Annotated in this window: 16 protein-coding genes; 13 read left to right on the top strand and 3 right to left on the bottom strand. The window is 63.8% G+C overall.

Translation table 11 applies throughout. The features are described 5' to 3' along the window. The 13 genes from tssF to FJ960_RS13675 are packed head-to-tail and all read left to right on the top strand — an operon-like array spanning position 1 to position 15,487. Positions 1–1,875, top strand: coding sequence for a type VI secretion system baseplate subunit TssF (gene tssF / locus FJ960_RS13735; RefSeq protein WP_140714590.1), 1,875 nt, complete (start codon positions 1–3; stop codon positions 1,873–1,875). Continuing rightward, positions 1,839–2,906 carry a type VI secretion system baseplate subunit TssG gene (tssG, locus tag FJ960_RS13730; protein ID WP_140714588.1) on the top strand — a complete coding sequence of 356 codons (1,068 nt, stop codon included), beginning with the start codon at positions 1,839–1,841 and terminating at the stop codon, positions 2,904–2,906. Before tssF ends, tssG begins: the two co-directional genes overlap by 37 nt. Next, positions 2,903–4,357, top strand: coding sequence for a type VI secretion system-associated FHA domain protein TagH (tagH, locus tag FJ960_RS13725; RefSeq protein ID WP_140714586.1), 1,455 nt, complete (start codon positions 2,903–2,905; stop codon positions 4,355–4,357). The genes tssG and tagH overlap by 4 nt, the downstream gene beginning before the upstream one ends. A gap of 3 nt (positions 4,358–4,360) precedes the next feature. Continuing rightward, entirely contained in the window at positions 4,361–4,813 is a 453-nt protein-coding gene (gene tssJ / locus FJ960_RS13720) for a type VI secretion system lipoprotein TssJ (protein ID WP_140714584.1), read from the top strand. Positions 4,814–4,849: 36 nt separating this feature from the next. Beyond that, positions 4,850–6,184, top strand: coding sequence for a type VI secretion system baseplate subunit TssK (gene tssK / locus FJ960_RS13715; RefSeq protein ID WP_140714582.1), 1,335 nt, complete (start codon positions 4,850–4,852; stop codon positions 6,182–6,184). A 4-nt stretch (positions 6,185–6,188) separates the two neighbouring features. Further along, a complete protein-coding gene (gene tssL / locus FJ960_RS13710; protein WP_140714580.1) occupies positions 6,189–7,517 on the top strand; it encodes a type VI secretion system protein TssL, long form in 1,329 nt (442 codons plus the stop codon). A gap of 1 nt (position 7,518) precedes the next feature. Then, positions 7,519–11,061, top strand: coding sequence for a type VI secretion system membrane subunit TssM (gene tssM, locus FJ960_RS13705; RefSeq protein ID WP_140714578.1), 3,543 nt, complete (start codon positions 7,519–7,521; stop codon positions 11,059–11,061). Then, positions 11,043–11,582 (top strand): type VI secretion system-associated protein TagF, encoded by a 540-nt coding sequence (tagF, locus tag FJ960_RS13700; RefSeq protein WP_140714576.1) that lies wholly within the window; start codon positions 11,043–11,045, stop codon positions 11,580–11,582. The genes tssM and tagF overlap by 19 nt, the downstream gene beginning before the upstream one ends. A gap of 1 nt (position 11,583) precedes the next feature. Further along, positions 11,584–12,393 carry a PAAR-like domain-containing protein gene (locus FJ960_RS13695; protein ID WP_140714574.1) on the top strand — a complete coding sequence of 270 codons (810 nt, stop codon included), beginning with the start codon at positions 11,584–11,586 and terminating at the stop codon, positions 12,391–12,393. A gap of 6 nt (positions 12,394–12,399) precedes the next feature. After that, entirely contained in the window at positions 12,400–12,867 is a 468-nt protein-coding gene (locus tag FJ960_RS13690; RefSeq protein WP_140714572.1) for a hypothetical protein, read from the top strand. After that, positions 12,864–13,358 carry a hypothetical protein gene (locus FJ960_RS13685; protein ID WP_140714570.1) on the top strand — a complete coding sequence of 165 codons (495 nt, stop codon included), beginning with the start codon at positions 12,864–12,866 and terminating at the stop codon, positions 13,356–13,358. The genes FJ960_RS13690 and FJ960_RS13685 overlap by 4 nt, the downstream gene beginning before the upstream one ends. Before the next feature lie 3 nt (positions 13,359–13,361). Then, the gene (locus FJ960_RS13680) at positions 13,362–14,450 is read left to right on the top strand and encodes a DUF2169 domain-containing protein (RefSeq protein WP_140714568.1); all 1,089 of its coding nucleotides are present in this window, start codon (positions 13,362–13,364) and stop codon (positions 14,448–14,450) included. Then, positions 14,447–15,487, top strand: a complete 1,041-nt coding sequence (locus tag FJ960_RS13675) for a hypothetical protein (protein ID WP_181174238.1) — start codon at positions 14,447–14,449, stop codon at positions 15,485–15,487. The genes FJ960_RS13680 and FJ960_RS13675 overlap by 4 nt, the downstream gene beginning before the upstream one ends. Positions 15,488–15,489: 2 nt before the next feature. On the opposite strand, the gene FJ960_RS13670 is transcribed toward FJ960_RS13675, so the two are convergent. The 3 genes from FJ960_RS13670 to tssI are packed head-to-tail and all read right to left on the bottom strand — an operon-like array spanning position 15,490 to position 19,416. Further along, positions 15,490–16,647: a hypothetical protein gene (locus FJ960_RS13670; protein WP_140714564.1), complete on the bottom strand. Its 1,158-nt coding sequence runs from the start codon at positions 16,645–16,647 to the stop codon at positions 15,490–15,492. Positions 16,648–16,655: 8 nt separating this feature from the next. Next, positions 16,656–17,078, bottom strand: a complete 423-nt coding sequence (locus FJ960_RS13665; protein ID WP_140714562.1) for a DUF6484 domain-containing protein — start codon at positions 17,076–17,078, stop codon at positions 16,656–16,658. Positions 17,079–17,088: 10 nt separating this feature from the next. Further along, the gene (gene tssI, locus FJ960_RS13660) at positions 17,089–19,416 is read right to left on the bottom strand and encodes a type VI secretion system tip protein TssI/VgrG (RefSeq protein ID WP_140714560.1); all 2,328 of its coding nucleotides are present in this window, start codon (positions 19,414–19,416) and stop codon (positions 17,089–17,091) included. Positions 19,417–19,624: the final 208 nt, after the last annotated feature.

Raw genomic sequence — 19,624 nt, 5'->3', positions numbered from 1 at the left:
ATGGATCGGGTCTTTGTCGAATATTACGAAGAAGAACTGACCCATATCCGGGCGCTGGCCGCGGAATTCGCAGACATGCATCCGGCGGTTGCTCGTAATCTTTCCCTCGACACGGTCCCGTGTCCCGATCCTTATGTGGAACGGCTGCTTGACGGCGTTGCCTTCCTCGCCGCGCGCACCCGTCTGAAGGTCGACGCGGAGCGCTCGCGCTTCTCGCGCGCCGTGCTCGATGTGCTTTACCCCGATCTGGTGGCGCCGGCGCCGGCGACGGGGATGGCTGTGCTGAAACCCGGCCAGCAAGTGCACTCGATGATCGCTGGCCACGCCATCGCGCGCGGCACGCGACTGGTCTCCACCCTGCATCCAGGGCTTTCGACACGCTCCACCTTCACCACCGCGCAAGAGGTCACGCTGTGGCCGATCGCCATCACCTCGGTCAGCTATTTCCAGGATCGTAGCGCGCTCGCCGCCGCCGGAATCGCGCCGGTCGGCGACATGCGTGGCGAAGCGGCCTTGCGCGTCACCTTCGCCCGGACAGGAAAAGGCAAGCTCAGCGACCTGTCGCTCGATCGTCTCGACCTCTATTTCGCCGGCCGTGCCAAGGCGCCGGTGATTTTCGATGCGATCTTCGGCGCCTGCTCGGCCGTCGGCGCGCGGGCGCAAGGCAAGACCAATGCGCTATCGGCGCTGCCCGAACCCGAAATGATAGGTATTCACGACGACGAAGCGCTGATGCCGCGCACCCGTCCCACCTTCGAGGGATATCGGCTGCTGCGCGAATATTTCATGATCCCGGAGCGCTTCCATTATGTACGGGTTGCCGGCCTCCAGCCGGTGGTGCGCGCGTGCGAGGCGGGGATGGAGATCATCTTCCTGTTCCGGCGTGCGGTGCCTGAACTCGCCGATGTGACGGCTGCCGAATTTGAGCTCTTCGTGACGCCGGTCATCAATCTCTTCGAACGCGAATGCAACGACATTGAGATCGATCCGCGCAAAACGCGCCAGGTGCTGCACGCCGACCGCACCCGGGCGCGGGATTTTGAGATATTCCGCGTCACCCGGGTCGAGGATGCCGACGCGGAGAGCGGCGAGGCGACAATTCCCGAACTGTTCAGCCTGGGGCAAAACCGCGGCAGCGGCTGGGTCTATTCGACTGAGCGACGTCCGCGCCGGGCCACCGAGGACGAGCGGCGCGACGGCCTGACCCGCACCTCCTACACGGGCGACGATGTCTTTATCGCCGTCTCGCGCCCGCCAGGAAGCACGCCAAACCGGCTGCTCAAGCGCCTCGGCATCGTGGCGCTTTGCACCAATCGCGACCTGCCGATCCTGGACGACACGCCGACGCTTACGCTGGAGACGGCCGATCCGGTCGAAGCGGTGCGCTTGCTTGGGGCACTGCGGCCGCCGCAGCCGGCCATCCCGGCATCTCTGCCGGCCGGGGCTGAAGGTGAATCGCGCGCCGACAACCTTGCCTGGCGGCTGGTGGCGCAGCTCTCGCTCAACTTCCTCAGCCTTGCCAAGGAAGGACGTGGTGTCGATCCGCTGCATGCCTTGCTCGATCTCTATGCCGATCGGGGCGATCCGGGTCTTGCCCGCAACGTGCACTCGATCGTGCGCATCGATTCGCGCCCGGTGATCGAGAGGCTCCGGATCGATGGGCCAATGTGTTTCGGACGCGGCACCGAGGTCACACTGCATATCGACCAATCCGTGCTGGCCGGTCAAAGCTCATTGCTGCTTTCGGCCCTGCTTTCGCGGCTGTTCGCCCGCCATGCGGGCATAAACGGATTTGTGCGGACCCGTACGCGATTGCTGCAGAAGCAGGAGGATGTGCCATGGCCGATGACGCCCGGCAATCGCTACCTGATCTAGCGCAGCACGCAACGGTCGCGGCCGAAGCGTTGTCGGAGAGCTTCGACTTTTTCGAGTTGCTGCGACGCCTGGAGCAGCGCGGCGGATTGTTCGGCCATTCCGGAACGGCTGACCGCGAGCCGGCGAGACTCGGCCAGCATGTGCGTCTGAGCTTTTCGGCCCGGGACGTCGTCAAGGTCGAGGACGCCGGGGACAAGGCCCGGGCGCGAGTGACCGTCGCCAATTTCGGGCTGCTTGGACCGGAAGGACCGATGCCATTGCATCTGACGCGCTGGGTGCTCGACCGGCTGTCGCAGCGCTGGTTTACAGGGGCCGATGCCGAGCAGACCAGCGACACGACCTTCGTCGATTTCGTCAACATCCTGCAGCATCGGATGATAGCGCTTTACTACCGCGCCTGGGCCGATGCGCATCCAGCGGTGCAGGTCGAGCGTTCCGTCGGTGGGCACGTTCGAGCCATGCTGGAGGCAATGTCGGGGATCGGCCTCCCCGGGACGCAGGACCCAGAACTCGAGACAGTGCGCCTACGACAGGCTGGATCACTGGCCAACCAGGTCGACGGCGTGGAGCGGCTGACACTGTTTCTCACCACCGCCTTCAAGGTGCCGCTGCGGATCAAGGAGTTCGTTGCCGCTTGGATCACCATACCCACGCCACTGCAGACGCGTCTCGGCAAGGCCTATGCCGGGCTCGGACGCGGGGCGACGATCGGGCCGCGGGTGTTCAGCCGCCAGAGCAGGATCGAATTGCGCGTCGGTCCGCTGAGCCTCGACGAGTTCAAGTCTTTCCTGCCCGGCGAACGGCGCCTAGGCCTGTTCAAGAAAGCTGTGCGCGACATGATCGGCGAAGCGCTCGATGTCGATTTGCGCATCGTGCTGGCGCGCGATGACGTGCCCCCGCCACGGGTCGGGACTGTCCAGCTTGGCCGGACGGTCTGGCTCGAAAGGCCCGCAGATAGGGGGGATGCCGACGATCTCAGATTGCACACCATCGTCGGCTGGCGGCCCGAAATGGCGGAGGCGGCCGCATGACCCTGCTGCTGACCCTGGAACAAGGCCCTCGCTCGCAAGTGGTCCGGCAGACCCGCCTGGACGAGGGCGAATTGGTGATCGGGCGCAATGCCGATGCTGGCTGGCAGATCGACGACCCGGACATGTTCGTCTCGCGCGCGCATTGCAAGATCAGCGGCAACCAGGACGGCTATTTCGTTACCGACACGTCGAGCAGCGGATTGTTCGTCGACGATTCCGACAGCCCCGTAGGACCTGGCAGGTTGATGCGGCTGCAAAGCGGCATGCGGCTGCGCATGGGCGATTACGTGTTCCATGTCGAGATTCAATCCAAAGCGAGCCAGACGTCAGTCCGCCCGGCCCCGGTCGCCAGCCATACCACGCCGGCGTGGTCATCGTTGCGAGCGCGAACGCCGGCCAGCATCGGCAGCGACGACTTCTTCTCGGCCAGGATCGAGGAAGAACCGCGCACGCCCCGTCCAGCGGATTTGCCCAACCCGTTCGAGCAGCCCGCGCCGGGGGCTTATGATCGCGCATCGAACCAACGCAGTTCGCCTGCCTTTGATGACCCGTTCAGCCTCGACCCGGTGGCAACGCCACAAGCCAGCGACGCCGCTGCCGCAGGCCAGCCGGATCCCTTCGGGCTGGGCGAAATGTCTTCGCCCAGCGATGCGTCCTGGCACACAGCAAAGCCGGCCAGCTTCGATGACGATTTCAGCCTTGGGCCGGCCGCTACGCCACCTCTCAGCAACGGCGCCGATCCCGCAGGACGTGCCCAGCATCAGGCTGAAAAGCCCCGCGCCGGCAATCCTTGGGATATGCCGCAGGCAGCCGCATCGCAGGCGCCGCGCCGAGCCGTTGCAGCGGCGAAGCTGGCGCGCCCGGCTCAGCCAGCAGCAAGCGATATGGCGCTTCGCGCCGCATTCTTGCGCGGCCTGGGTGTCGAGGACGCCGATTTTCCCGGCCGCGATGCGATCGCCGAAATGGAAAAATTCGGTCGTGAATACCGGCTGATGCTGGAGGGCCTGATGCAGCTCCTGCGCAAACGCGCTGAGGAGAAGGGAAGCGCGCGTGTCGCCCAGACGATGGTCGGCGCTTCCGAGGTCAATCCGCTTAAATTCCTGCCGACGGTCGAGGATGTCGTCGTCACCATCATCTCGGAACGCAGTCCGGGCTTTCTCTCCGGCGAGGCGGCGATCGGCGACGCGGTGAAGGACCTTGCACAGCATCACGTACGCGCCTGGCGGGGCGTCCAGGCAGCACTTCGGCGCATGATCGACCGTTTTGATCCTGCCGCGATCGAAGAGGAGCTCAAATCGAACTCCGCCATCGGCAATCTGCTCTCCGGCGGGCGTAACGCCAAGCTGTGGGAGCTCTACCAGAAACGCCATCGCGACATCGCCCAGAGCGCGGAATCGAGTTTCCTGGGCGAGATCGGCGCAGACTTCAGGGACGCATATGAAGAGGAGTAGGACATGATCGACCGACGCGAATTCGTCGTTGCCCTTGGCGCTACGGGGCTGCTGGCGGCTTGCCAGAGCGGCCCGCCGAAACCATCGGTTATCTCGGTCAACGTGACCGGCGGTGCGGGCATGAATCCAGGACCGGGCGGCGGCGACCGGCCGGTGACCGTATTGGTGTTGCGACTTACCAGCACCGGCAAGTTTAACTCCGCCGACTATTTCGCGCTTCAGGGCGACGCGGGCTCGGCGCTCGGTGCCGACCTCATCGGCTCCGACGCGATCTCGGTTGCGCCTGGCAAGACGGCGGCCAAGACCATCACGGTCGAGCCAAACGCGACGGCGCTCGGCTTCGTGGCGCTCATCCGCGAGCCGGGTGGACGCAACTGGCGCACCACCAAGTCGGTGTCGCCAGGGTCGAAATTCACCATCAACGTCAGCCTCGGCAAGGGCGGCATTTCCGCCTAGCGACAAGGCGGACGGGTGCGTGCAGAAAGTAACGGTATGAGCGATGCAAACAGGGTGCTGTGGTCGGAGGGCCTGTTTCTCAGGACCCAGCACTTCCAGCAGCAGGATCGGTTCTTCGAAGGCATGGTGCGCGGCGCATTGCAGGCCGGCCAGCTTCATACTTTCGGCTTCCAGCACCTGACCCTCGACCAGTCGCTGCTCGACGCCGGTCAGGTCTCGATCGTATCCGCCCGGGGCATCCTCCCGGACGGCACGCCCTTCTCCATCCCGGACCTGATGGACGCGCCGAAGCCGCTGCCGGTCACGGCCGACACCGGCGCCGGGCCGGTGTTGCTTGCACTGCCGCTCGAGCCGCCCGGTGGCGTCGGATACGATCCGGCGCATGCCGCATCGACGGGCGCGCGTTACCACGGCAAAATCGTTTCAGTGCGCGACGCCGTCCAGGGCGGCGCTGATCCCGAAGAGATCGAGATCGCCCGGCCGCATGCGGCCCTGCTTGCGCCCGGCAAATCGGTGGGCGGTTATACCGCCTTGCCGATCGCCGACATAAAAGGTCTGCGCGCCGACGGCGGCGTCTCGCTCGACGAGACGTTCCTGCCGCCGACGCTGATCACCGGCGCGGTCCATTGGTACCGGCAATTGCTGCAGGAGGTCGTCACCGGCCTCGACCAGATCGCCGAAGCGCATGGCAAGATGGTGATGGGCGGCGCCGGCCGCAGCGTCGAAGACCTCTTGATGCTGCACCTGGCCAATGCCGCTCGCCCCCGGCTTGCCCATATGCTTGCGCAGGATGTCTTTCATCCTGCCGAACTCTATCTCGAACTTGCCGGACTGGCCGGCGAGATGACAACCTACGGCTCGAGCTCGCGGCGGCTCGGCGAATTGCCGGCCTACGACCACATGGCCCCCGGCCCCGCCTATATGGCGCTGGCCGACGCCTTGCGTTCGCTCATCCTCAGCCTGCGTTACATCGAACCGAAATCGCGCGCGCTGCCGGTCATGCGGCACGCGACCAATGTCTGGAAGGTGCGCATCGACAACCCTAAGCTCCTCGTCGCCAGCCGCATCGTCATCCGTGTTGGATCGGAACTCTCGGACGACGCGCTGCGCAAAATCTTCGTCAACCAGGCGACAGTCGGCGCCGCAGACGAGTTCGAAGGACTTTGGAAGTCGCGCCTGCCCGGAATTCCGCTGAAACCGCTTCATTCGCAACCACGCGAGATTCCCTATGATGGTGACCGGCTGTGCCTGGAGCTCGACCAGAAGAGCGAGCATTGGGCCTCCTTGCTCGACGCCCCGGGATTTGTCATCGGCGTTTCCGGTGTCCTGGAGAGCGAGCCGCAGGTCGACTGCTATTCGGTGAACAGGTGAGGCCATGAGCCGGGATGATCCTTTCGGACTGTCGGAGGATCGCGAGCGCACACGCATCCGGCTGACCGGCGCTGCACCCCGGCCGATGGCGCCGCTGGCGCCGGGCGCGCCGGTCAAACGGGCGCGCGCTCATCCCAACCCGCTCATCAACATCTTCGCGCCATTGCTCGAATTCGCGCCCGAGCTCGAAAGCGCACTGGCACCGGAGAACCCGGAAGCAATGCGCACGCGCCTGCTCGACGAGTTGGTTCAGGAGCGCGACGCCGCGATGGCAGCGGGCTCCTCGCTGGAACGCGCCGACCAGGCAGCATGGGCCGTGGCGGCGTTGCTCGACGACCTGGCACTCAACACGCCATGGGGCGGCGCCAGCGCCTGGCCGCGCCAGCCGCTCGTGGTCATGCTACGCGGCGACGTCGATGCCGGGACCCAGTTTTTCACCCGCCTTGACGAGCTGGAGCGCCATCCCAACCGCGACCGCGAAATGCTGGAGCTTCAGTATTACTGTCTGGCGCTCGGCTTCCGCGGCAAGTATCGGGTGCCCGGCCGCGCCGGCGACCGCTCGCTCAATGCCGTGCGTGTGGCAGCCGCACGCTTCCTGCGCGATGCGGACGCCGAGAACGCACCGCTGTCGCCGAACTGGAAAGGCGTGATCGCGTCCGACGAGCCGCAGCGCTTCATCGTCCCGATCTGGGTGATGGCACTTGCCGCAATTGTCGCCGCCGCCGCCGCTTACATCGGTCTATCGGTGAGCTTGAGCAGCCAGGCGATTGAACTCTCCGCGCTCGTGCGCACGCTGCCGCCGGCCTCCCGCGGCGACGTCGCTCGCGCCGCGGCCAAGCAAGATGCTCCTGAACCCGAGGCACCGCAGCCGGTCGATTTCGCGCTGTTGCCCGCGTTCAAGGCCGAAGCGCCAGCCAGCCTCAAGGGCGCGCTCAGCGGCACCGAGAGCGTCTCGCTGGCCAAGCTGATCATCCAGTCTTCCAACCCCGAGCTGTTCCAGTCCTCGCGGCCGACGCTGTCCCAAGGGTACGAGCCGCTGATCGCCTCGATCGCCAAAGTGATCCTCGCCAATCAGGAGCTGATCGGAAACATCACGATCATCGGCCATACCGACAATGTGCGCCTGCAACGGTCCAACCCGCTCGCGAGCAACCAGCGGCTCTCGGAGGCGCGCGCCCAGACCATAGCGGACCTCCTGGTTCAGGCTGGCGTGCCACAGGAGCACATCCATTCCGAAGGGCGCGCCGAGACCGATCCTGTGGCCGACAACGCGACGCGCGAGGGCCGTGCGCTCAACCGGCGCGTCGAGGTCCTGGTCGAGAAGAGACTCTGAGATGTTCATCCTGCGCTTCCTCTGGGCCGTCATCACCTCGCGATTCCTGTGGACGCTGATTGGCATCGCGCTGCTTTCGCTCTTGATCTGGGTGTTCGGCCCGATCGTAAAGGTCGGTCCTTACGCGCCATTCGAATCCGAGAATGTGCGCATCGCCATGATCGCGGGGCTGATCATCCTGTGGCTGATCTGGCTGATCGTCGCGCAGCGGCGTGCCATCCGCGCTAACCGCATGTTCGTCGCGGAGATCGCAGCACCCGTGGCCGAAAAACAACTCACCCCCGGCGAGGAGAGCGTCGCGGCCGTCGGCGCCAAGTTCGGCGAGGTGATGGCCGAGCTCAAGCGACGCAAGCTCGGCGGCAGAAAATTCCTGCGCGAGATGCCGTGGTATGTAATCGTTGGGCCGCCAGCCACCGGCAAGACCACGGCACTGCGCCAATCGGGCCTCAATTTCCCGATCGACCTCACCGATGATTTGCAGGGCGTCGGCGGCACGCGCAATTGTGACTGGTTCTTCTCCGAAAACGCGGTGCTGATCGACACTGCAGGCCGCTACGTCCAGCAGGAGAGCCAGCCGGATGTCGACGCTGCGGAATGGCTGGGTTTCCTTGACCTTTTGAAAAAGCACCGCGGCCGCCGCGCGCTCAACGGCGTCATTGTCGCGCTGTCGATCGATGCGCTGTCGGAGGGCGACGAATCGATCAGGGCGCACGGCCGCAAGATCCGCCGTCGACTGGCGGAGCTGAACGAACGACTGGAGATCCGTCTGCCTGTCTACATGATGCTGACCAAGGCAGACCTGATCAAAGGCTTCGAAGCCTTCTTCGGCGGCTTGTCGACGACGGCGCGCGAGCAGGTGTGGGGAACGACTTTTCCGCTCGACGCCCGCGTCAACGCCGGCACGATCCAAGCGGAGCTAGCCAGGCTTGCCGCGGAGCTTGAGCGGCGGCTGGTGCCACGCCTGGAAGACGAAGACAAGCTCGGCCAGCGCGCCGAGATCTTCCGCTTTCCGGCGCAGCTGGCGAGCCTTGGCGAGCCGATCAAGACATTGATCGAGGCGATGTTCGGCGAAAGCCGCTACGAGGAAGCCGCCTGGTTGCGTGGCCTTTATCTGACGTCGGCGACACAGGAAGGCGCTCCCATTGACCGGCTGACCGCGGCGCTATCATCCTCCTTCGGGCTGCCACCGCGCCGCGCCATGCCGGCGTCGCGTGTCGAGAAGCGCAGCTTTTTCCTCAGGAACCTTCTCACCGAAGTGATCTTCAAGGAGGCCGGCCTTGGTACGTTCGATCCGCTGGCGCAGCGTCGCCGCGCCTGGATCTGGCGCGGGGCTGCCGTCGCCTGTGCGCTCGCGGCTTTGCTGGCCGGCGGCCTGTTCACCTGGTCTTACCTCGACAACCGCAATGCGATCGTCGAACAGGCCAGCCAGTTCGAAGGCCTGCACGGGCCGCTCACCGAGGTCGCAGCCATGCCGGCCGAGGTCGAGCAGCCGACCATGGACGGTGCGCTAGCTGCCATGGACGCCGTGGCGACGGCGCGCACCGCCCCGCCGGACGCTGTCCATAACCTGCTCGGGCCGACTGCTTCGGCGGAGTTGGCGCGCGCGCAGACCGATACCTACGACCATGCGCTGCGCAACGTGCTCGAGCCGCACATGGTCGCCCTGCTCGAAGCCACGATGTGGCGGCAGATCCGCGATCCGGACTTCATGCTCGGCGCGCTGAAGACCTACCGGATGATGACCGGCCTGTCGCAGATGGACACCGATTTCGTCCAAAACTGGTGGGTGAACAGTCTGCCGCAATTCGCGCCGGCTCCGCCCTTCCCCACCGCCGACGCCGAAGAGCACCAGCTCGCTGCGATCCGCCGCATGGCCATCGACGACAGCTACATCGCCCCGGACAAGCAACTGGTCGGCGAGGCGCTGAAGACCGTGTGCACGATCTCCCTGCCCGAGCGCGCCTACAGGCAGCTCCTGGCCGACCCGGAAGTAGCAGCCGTCAAGGAATGGGTGCCGGCCAATTTCGCCGGGCCGAACGGCGCCAAAGTGTTCGCGCGCCGCTCCGACAAGACGTTGCGCGTTGGTGTTCCCGGGCCCTATACCTATGCCGGTTTCCACGACGCGATCCTCGATCGGGTCGAGGATGTCGCGGGACAGGCGGCCCTCGATCGCGCGGTGTTTGCCGGCGGCTGCGCGGAGAATTCCGAGACATCGGTTTCAGCACTCTCGCAGGACATCTTGAAGCTCTACTATGACGACTATATCGCGCAGTGGGACTCTTTCCTGCGTGACATGCGGCTTGCGCCGCTTACCGATCTCAACATCGCCAGTGAGAACCTCAAGGATCTTTCAAGCGCCGACTCCGCGCTGAAGCGCCTGTTGACGGCAGTCGTGCAGGAGACCGACCTCACCCGCTCCGACGATGCGCCGGCCGGCGACAAAAGTGGCGCTGCCGCCAGCACCGGCTCGAAGCTCTTCAGCAAGCTCGGCAAGCTGGGCAAAGTCGTGACCACAGGCGCGAAGCTCCTGCCGCGCGCCGGCTCCGCCAGCCAGGTCGACATGACCGGCAGCCTGGTTGCCGACCATTTCAAGCCGCTCAAAGGCACCATCGCCCAGGTCGACGGCCAGCCGCCAGCGCTGGACGCGGCGATAGTGGCGCTGACGGCGCTGTCGAATGTGCTACAGACGGTCACCGCCAATCCGAACCCGCAGGATGCGATTAAGAAGCAAGGCGGCCTTGCCGAACTGACAGGTGCGGTCGCCAGGCAGGCGAACATCCTGCCCTCGCCGATCAACGACTGGCTGGGCGGTATTGCCGGCGACACCAGCGGCCTGTCGCAGAAGGCCGTGACCAACGAACTCAACGCCATCTGGCGGGCCGACATACTCCCCTTCTGCCAGGCGGCGCTCAACAACCGCTATCCATTCAGCGCCGAAAGTGCGGTCGACGTCAATGTGCGCGACTTTCAGCGTCTGTTCGGACCCTCGGGCATGATCGATGCGTTCATCAACGACCATCTGATCAATTATGTCGACACCGCCAGCGAGCCATGGAAATGGCGGGCCGATTTCGGCCTCGACCCAGCGGCGCTCGCAGCGTTCGAACAGGCCAGGCACATCCGCGACGACCTGTTTCCCGGCGGCACCGGCCCGGTGATGAACTTCACGCTGGAACCCAAGGACCTCTCACCCAACGTGGCGCGGGTCACGCTCAACCTCGATGGCCAGAATCTCGTCTACTATAACAACGCCACCAGGCCGCAGCCGATGACGTGGCCCGGCAAGGATGGCACCGGCGTCATCTCGCTCGCCTTCCAGCCGGTCGACGGCTCGCCCGAAGTGATGCTCAACGAGACCGGCAGCTGGGCGTGGCTCAGAATGCTGCGCGGCGGCCGCTTCGCCGCGACCAAGCTCACCGACGTCTACAGCCTGCGGCTCGGCACGAAAGGCGTGTGGGCCGAGTTCGAGCTCAAGGCGGCCAGCGTCGAGAACCCCTACACGCTCGAAATGTTCAAGAAGTTCACATGTCCGCCGCAGATCTGAATGTGGGCTTCTTCGGCAAGATTCCGGCGACGGGAGACTTCGTCGGGTGGAACTTGCCGCGGACATTTATCGATCGCTGGGACCGTTGGATGTCGATGGAACTGCGCGCGCGGCCTGACGAGGGAGAACTCGACCCGCGTGCGTGGCGTTTTGTCGTGGAGGCCGGGATATTCGGCCCGGAACCCTGCGCCGGCGTCTGGTGCATGAGCCAGGACCGCGTTGGCCGCCGCTATCCCTTCGCCATCGTCCGGCTCGGTCCGTTGCCCGACCCTGCTGATCCGTGGTTCGATGCGACAGCCAAACTCGCCCGCAGCGCGGTGGACGAATTGCGGACGTCTGGCTGGATAAGTGCGCAGATCATCGCGCTACCGCAACCGGAAAGTCTCGAAAGTCTCCAACGGATCGCCTTCTGGCTCGACGATTGGGAAGTCCAGGAATTGAGTTTTTCCGATATCCAGGATCTCGCGGCCAACGCTCTGCCGGCAATGCGCGCGGCACGTGCGGACACGGAGGCTCAATAGGGTGTCCAACAGCGTCTATGCCGAGAAAATGGGATTGTTCCACCAGGGCAGCGGTGGCACCGGCACCGCGCCAGGGGATGTCTGCCTGAGCCCGCCTCCACCGCCGACCGGGCCCGTGCCCGTTCCCTATGTCAACATGCTTTCCGCCAGCGACCTGACCAAGGGAAGCAAAAGCGTCAAAATCCAAGGCAATCCGACGGCGCTTGAGAACGCATCGGAGGTCGCCACCAGCAGCGGGGACGAAGCTGGAACACAGGGCGGCAATGTCATAACGCACAGAACCAAGGGCAAGGGCACGTTTCAGCTCTGGTCGTTCGTCATCAAGGTCGAAGGAAAGGGCGTATGCCGACATGGCGATCCACTGGGGCAGGCCTGCGGTTCGCAGCCATTTGGAATTATCGATCCGTCAGCGATCGTGGACATCCAGGCAATCGTCGGCACCGAGAATTTCGGTCAACCCTGCCCTCCGGGCAAGGAAAAGGCGCCCGAAACCGGCACAAACGATGCCCAGCGGCAAAGTGTGCGAGGCGGCCCATGCTGGTCGTGCGGTGCGAGCAGCAATGTGGGCACCTACAAATCGGGTCGGGCCTTCGACAAGGGCGACCGTTTCGTCGCGGACCATCAGCCACCGCAATCCGCAGTCTGGGCCATGGGCGGGTGCCGCAACGAGGCGGCTTTCAACCAGTGGAAGAAGTCGAACGCCGCAGTTAAACCTCACTGCACGACATGCTCCAACAAGCAGGGCGTCGAAATGCGCGACAATCAAGGCAAGAGCGTGCTAGAGTATTTGGCGCTCGGCTGGCCAGGATAGCGGAGAATGATCGTGTCTCTGGCCTCGCTCTACGATGAAATTCTTGCTCGCTATGTGAAGGATCTCGCCGAGGCACGAGCTCATGCATTGGCGTGGTGGAGCGAACTCGTCGCGCGGGAGATACTGGCGGGGCGGTCGAAGGCAGACGCAGAACATTTATGCAGGATGCGTTGGCCCATGGGTGCCGCCTCGCATCCTCGGATCATTGAAGTCTATCGGCGCTACTTTCTTGAAGTCGGAGAGGTCAACGAAGAATTCCTGAGCCATGAGATCGTCGACAGCGGCTTCAATGATCCTGCGCTTTGGGACATCGGCCCAGAGGATGAAGACGGAGTAGGAGACGGCAACGCGGTGATTCAGCCGGCCGCATTGTTGCTAGAGGGCTTGGGAAGGCGCGACATGGAATTGCACAATTTCATGCTCCATTTCATTTTCCTGCCAATCGGAATGGACAGCGAAGGCATCATCCGATGACGAAGGAAGCACCTCTTATCTTCCACGACACCGAACTCGGGGCCAAGCGATTGCTTGCCCAACCACGCGACCTGCAGCTTGGCAATGTTGCCGAAATTCCGCTCGAGACGGCACCGCGGTCTTATCGCGAACTTTTCCTATCCTATGTCGATGAACTCGATCGGGCGAGTGCAATAGCTATAGCATGGTGGAACAATCTGGTCCGGCGCTCGATGGAGCGGGACAGCCTAGACGAGATGCAGGCTATGCGCTTCAACTACGAGCAGAGGCCCGCGGGGCCAGCGTCGCGGCCGGAAGTCGTCTTTGTGGTCCGGGATTATTGGCTGAGGGTTGTCGCCCTCAACCATGCCAATCGGGGGCAAACTGGCGTCGCACCGCAAATCCTGCTCTTGGGCTGGCTACCCGGCAACGGCCATCTCGATCCCTACGGTATACTTACCGCAATGCCCTACTGGCCAATCGGCCTTGATGAGAACGGCAACTGGTGCTGAGCGATGGCCTTCGCTGTCTGGCTTGAAAACCGTACGCCTTTTGCAGCCGCCACGCATGTCCAGGTCAACGCCGAAGGCCAGGAAGTGCTGGTCGCTATATTCTCGGCGAGTTTCGACATGCCTGACCATGCACCGCAACTGCAAGTCTCTGAAGACCAGATGCCGGTTGCGCTGTGCGACATCCCCTTCGGCGATCCAGCGAATTCCTCTAACCGCTACGAAGCTGACATCGCACCTCTTAAACCGCGCGCCGAAGTGCTGGTTAACGGTTCGGCCCGCGCGCCAAATGATCGACCTGTGGCGGAGATGCAAGTCGGCGTCCGCGTCGGCACCCTTCAGAAGGTACTCAAGGTCGTCGGCGACCGCATCTACGACGCTGGCGACTATAGCGCACCGGCTCCGTTCCGCCTCATGCCGATCGTCTACGAGCGGGCTTATGGCGGTACGCTGCCGGACGGACGGCTCAACCGAAACAACCCGGTGGGTGTCGGTTACCGTCACGCCCGCTCGGCCGATCCGACGGTGCGCACGCAGGCGCCGAACGTCACCTATTCGGGCGAGCCTTACTCCAGCCCGTCGGACCGGCCGAAGCCGGCCGGTTTCGGACCACTCGGGCGCGGGTGGTTGCCTCGTCTGCCGCTGGCCGGTACCTACGATCAAGCCTGGATCGACACGCAATGGCCACTGCCGCCGAGGGATTTCGACCCGCTCTACAATCTCAGCGCTCCAGCTGACCAACACCTGCCGCAGATCCGTGGGGGCGAGCCGGTCTCGATTATCGGCATGACCGCAAGTGGCCGGTGGGACTTCCGTATGCCGCGGGTCGTGGCGCCGATTCGCCTTATCTATGACAATCGGACCGAGCAATGCTGTTTCAATATCGACACCGTGATCATCGAACCGGACCTGCGGCGCGTCACGCTCAAGGCACGGCTGGCGGTAGTTACCAGGCGCAATGCGCCCGTCCTTCGTGAGATCGTGTTCGGCCATCTGTCGCCCGGCTGGCTCACCGCACGGCGCAAGCACAAGACCTATCTTAATCCACGCGGCGGCGATGGCACGTTGCGCGATCAGCCGGTGTGGCAGCTATGAAGCGGCCGCTCTATGTCGCAGGCGCCGGTGCCGTCACGCCCGCCGGGTTGAACGCGAGACAAACGATCGCCGCCATTCGAGCATGTCTTTCGGCCTTCGAGGAAATTACGCTGGGACCTTTGGGAGTACCGCAAGTGGTCGCGCGTATACCCACGCATCGACGCCTGCACCGCAGCGAAGGGGAATGGCTGGTCAATATGGCTGCTCGCGCCATCAACGAGGCGCTTGGTGCGGTCGATCCGCGGGTGGCCGCGGCAACCGTGCTGCTGGTCGCGACACCGGAGAGTTTCCGGAATCATCCCGCCTTTGCAAAAGTTCCAGTGCACGATTTCCTTGCGATGCTAGTCGAGAGGACCGGCCGCAAGTTCCATCCGGCCTCGCGCACCATAGACGGAGGGGCTGCAGCGAGCCTTGGCCTGATCGAACGGGCGGCGAACCTGATGGAAGACCAAGGCGTCGCGCAAGTACTGCTCGGTGGGGTCGACAGCCTCGTCAACGACGCCGACCTTGCGCGCCTCGGTCAGGCGGGGCGGCTCAAGGGCACGAACGCACAGGGCCTAGTGCCGGGCGAGGCAGCGGTTTTTGTGCGCCTGGCGCGCGAGCCCAAACGCGAACGCGTCGTGGCCGCGATCCATGGCATCGGCCTGGCCCAAGAAGCGGACAGTGTCCTTTCGGAGCGTTACAGTCAGGGACGCGCCATGCTCGGCGCCCTGCGCGACGCGGTGAACGGCTCCGGGCCTTCCGAACCGGACATCGACTTCATCATCAGCAACGGCAATGGCGAACGCTACCATGGCTGGGAAATGCTGATAGCGCGGCCGCGCTTCTACCGCACCCGTCGCGAGTTGATGGCGACCGCCTATCCGGCAATGACAGTCGGCGACATCGGCGCCGCCAGCGGCGCGCTGGCGCTGATGCTGGCGGCCGACAGTTTCCGCGAGGAGTACGCGCCGGGCGCTGTCGCCTTGTGTGAGGTTGCCTCGGAAAGCGGCCTGCGCGCTGCCGCCGTTGTGATGCGGACGAGCGGAGGTAGGTAGACTTACATCCAGGCAGGGTAGCGGCGCGTCCTGCGCCAGTCGGCCAGCGTCGCGTCCGGCTCCGCAAGCGCCGCGCGCAAGGCGTCGAGCCGCAGCCGCCGCATCGAGCGGAAGGTTCCGTGGCCGCGTCCGCCGTGGCCTTCGTCCCACCAGGCGGCGACCTTGTCAGCGATCGGCAGCGGCTCGTCTGCAGTGAAGTCCGGCCCGAGCAGCGCTGGATCGCTGGTAAACAGCGCTAGGTCGTTGAAATCAACCTCGAACAGGTCGCGCAATGCCAGCCCGGCGGCCTCGGCGAGGTCCGGCTCTCGCATCCGTTCGATCAACCACGGCATCACCGCGCGATCACCGAATAGGCCGACGGCCGCGGTAGCTGTGATGCTCAGCGCCGGCTGGTCGAGCCGCGATTGCAGCCATTCCTTGCCAGCCTTGCCCGGTGTGGTGAGCAGGCGCAGTTCCATCGCGGGTGCAGCCAAGTCCTTTTGGGTCAGCGTGATCCGGTCGAGAACCGGATGAGCCAACCGCGCCTCCCCCAGAAGGCAGGCGGCGAGGGCAGCCGCTAGGCGCTCGCGAGCAAGATCGGCGTCGAGCGCCGCGATCACCGGCGCTAACAGGTCGCGGCGCTTGAAGGTGCCTGCCAGGCGAAGAGCACGCCGCCTGACTTCGGGGTCGGCATTTGCTAGCAACTCGGCGACCCTTGCCCCGGGATCGATGCGATGATGTTGAAGCGCAGCAAGTCCCAGGCTGCGGCGTAGCGGATCGCGCCCAACTAGCCACTCCGCGACGAAGGGTTTCAGCTGATCACGCGGCGTTCGCGCCACGGAGCCGGACAAGCAAGCCAGAGCGGATCCACCGGCTTCTTCGACAGCCGCAAGCGCGATCTCGACGGCCTCTCGTTCTCCCGAGCGTAGCGCAACGACCCCTAGGACAAAAATCTCGCCGGGTTCGGCGAAGTCAGCAAACTGTGCCCGCGCCGCCTGCCAACCGCTCTCGCCCGCGGCCATGAGACCTTCGATGTTGGCCTCCAGGCGCTGGTCGATGCGACCGATGTCGGTCTCGTCGAGGAACGGCATGTCTATCTCGTGGCGACGACGCAACCACAGGAATGCTGCGTCGCCCGCATGTTGCGCGACGAGCGGTGCGATGGAGGCGACCCGCTGCATTGGTTACCTCAATTGAGATGCACGGCTCCGCCGCGAATACGGTTGGTGCCGCTCGCCTGGCTGGTCAACTGTGTGCCGCGAATGGTGACGCGGCCATCCTTTTCCAAAACGATGGACGCAGATCCGCAACGCAGCTCTATGCGCTCCTCGCCAGTGATCACAACACGGCTGCCGTCCCGAACAACATTCAGTTCCTGCTTCTTATGGGCAGGATCGACGATTCGCCCGACCACCAGCGGGCGCATCGGATCTCCCCCTTCGAAGAGCAATGCCAGTTCGGAGCCGATCGCCGATGCGTCCAACTCTGTCAGACTACGGGCTGCAGTCGCCGTCTCGCGGGGATTGCCGACAAAAACCACCAGTGGCGCTCCGTCTTCGAAGCCTATCAGCAGGCCGATCACGACACCGTCGATCCGCTTCAGCGTTTCCATGACAATGACCTCAATTGTTGTTGATAGTGCTTCCCTTGACGATCACGTCGCCGCCCGCCTTCACGGTGATCTTGCCGCTGCCTTTGATCGTTATGTCCTTGCCGTCGGCAACGATGGTACCGTCCTTCTTCATGGTGATAGATGCATCACCGCACTTCAACGTGATCTCGTCGCCAGCGTTGATCATCAGCTTTTTGCCGACCTTGATCGTACTGTCTTCCGCGACTTGAATGCCGCTGCCCTTGCCGACCTTGAGCGCATGTGCGCCCCCGACGTCTGTGGCGTCATCAGCTCCGATCTTGGCTGTTCGCGCCTTGCCTATTTCAGTCGATTGTGCTCCGCCCACCGCGAAACTCTGGTCGGCGCCAATATTGACGGTCTGGCCGGCACCGATGTCCCAACTGTCCGCAGCGCCAATACTGTGACTTTGGCTGATACCTACGCTCACCGACCGCGAAGCCCCAATAGTGTTCGTCTGTGCCGCGCCGACGCTGCGTGTCTCGGTGGCGCCCACCGTGTCGATGCGCGCCGCCCCCACCGTCACCGTCTGCACCAGTCCGACCGCCTGAGAATGACTGGCGTCGATGTTCTCCGTCGAGTTGGCTATGACGTGGATCGTCTCGTTGGCGCCGATGGTCAGCGAGCGATTCGCGCCTACCGTCTCGGTGTCGTTGCTGCCGATATTGGTCGTTTGATTGACGCCGATCTTGACTGTCTTGTTATTCCCGACGTCTTCGTCGAGGTTGTGGCCGACGGAGTGCTTGGCGTCGTGGTCGATGCGGTCGGACTGGTCGTGCTGCACGGTCTTGTTGCGATCATGCTTGATCAGCAAATGGTGGTCTTTCTGCGCCTGGAAGTTGACCAGCTCGGAACCGGCCTTGTCGTCGAACATCAACTCGTTGTAGCCACCGCCACCTTTTGACGAATTCGACTTCCAGCCCGATTGCGTCGCGTTGCCCGGCAGCCCGTAAGGCGGCATCTCGGCGGCATTGTAGACCCGGCCGGTGATGATCGGCAGGTCCGGATCGCCCTCGATGAAATCAACGATGACCTCCTGGCCGATACGTGGGATCTGGATGAACCCCCAGCCGCCACCGGCCCAGGTCTGCGACACGCGCACGAAACAGGACGAGTTCTGGTCCTTCTTGCCGAGGCGGTCCCAATGGAATTGTACCTTCACACGCGCGTATTTGTCGGTGAAGATTTCCTCGCCCGAGGGGCCGACGACTGTCGCGGTCTGCGGCCCGCGCATGATCGGCCGCGGCGTGATCCGCGGCGGCCGGAAGGGCAGTTTGGTGGGCGCAACGCCAAAGACGGCCTTGAAATTCTCGCTGTGGGCTTCGTTCTGGGTCCGGTAGCCCGGATCGAACAGGCGGTATTCGGCGCTTATAACCAGATATTCCGTATTCTGGTCGTCGCGCGGAAAGCTTTCGAGCGTGAATTTGCAGCCTGAATAAAGGCCACGCACTGTGCCCACCGCCGTGCTGTGCTGGTGTACCGCCTGGAGTTCCTCGCGGCGAATACCCGCAATCTTGTCGCCCCGCCCGACATCGAGGTGCGCGCCGGGCTGACGATAGTTTTCGCCCGCGGCTTCCTTGTGGCCGAAGGGCTGTGCGGATTTCGCCATCAGATCGGCGCCAGGCTTTTCGAAATCATAGTCGGTATGGGCATAGGCGCCTGGCCGCACCGCACTGCCCGGGATCCATTCGGTAATGTATTCGACATCGCGCCGCGAGCCGTGGCCTTCGAAATTATAGAGCACCTTTTCATAGCCTGGCGCCGGCTTCAGCTTGCTCATCGCATCGCACAGCACCAGCGTGTGCTTGCCCTCGTCATGCTCGAAGAAATAGAAGATGCCTTCGTGCTCGAGCAGCCGCTGCACGAAATCGAGATCGCTCTCATCGTACTGCACGCAATATTCGCGCGAGGGATAAGACCCCTGCAGCCGCTTTTCGAATTTGGCGATGCCGTATTTGGAGAATATCTTTTCGATGATCTCGACCGCGGTCATGTTCTGGAAAATGCGGCAGTCCGTGGTATGGCCGAGGAACCAGAGCCACGGCCTGACGGTTGCCTCGTAGAACGCCAGCCGGTCCTCGATGCGGGTTAGCTTGAAATCCGAGACCAGGCCGCTGAACCAGCGCTTTGGATCCGATTCGCCTTCGACCGAAACGAGGCCGCCCAGCATCCTCAGCGGATCGATGTCACGGCTCTTGCTGACGAACCCGACAGTATAGGCGAAAGATCGGCTGATCTCGTCACGACCGACAAGATGGGTAAAGGTCAGCACATCGGCGCCAACCGGCGTCTGCACAACCGTGGCACGTTCGTTCGGCATGGGTCGTGCCCCTCCTGGACGCCGCCCTCAGTGTGATGGATTGAAGCCCCGCCCTGCAAACTGCATCACGCTCGGGAAGTTTTCGAATTCACCGCACCGGACCATTGCAAGCCTAGCATATGTTTTCTGGCGGCCAAACAAAAGCAATGGCTAACCGTAGAGTGCATTCATGTTAAACGCACCTCTCCCACCGCGCTGGCAAGCTGCT

Source organism: Mesorhizobium sp. B2-3-11, from assembly GCF_006442215.1.
GTDB classification, from domain to species: domain Bacteria; phylum Pseudomonadota; class Alphaproteobacteria; order Rhizobiales; family Rhizobiaceae; genus Mesorhizobium; species Mesorhizobium salmacidum.
This window is presented reverse-complemented; position numbering and strand designations above follow the sequence as displayed.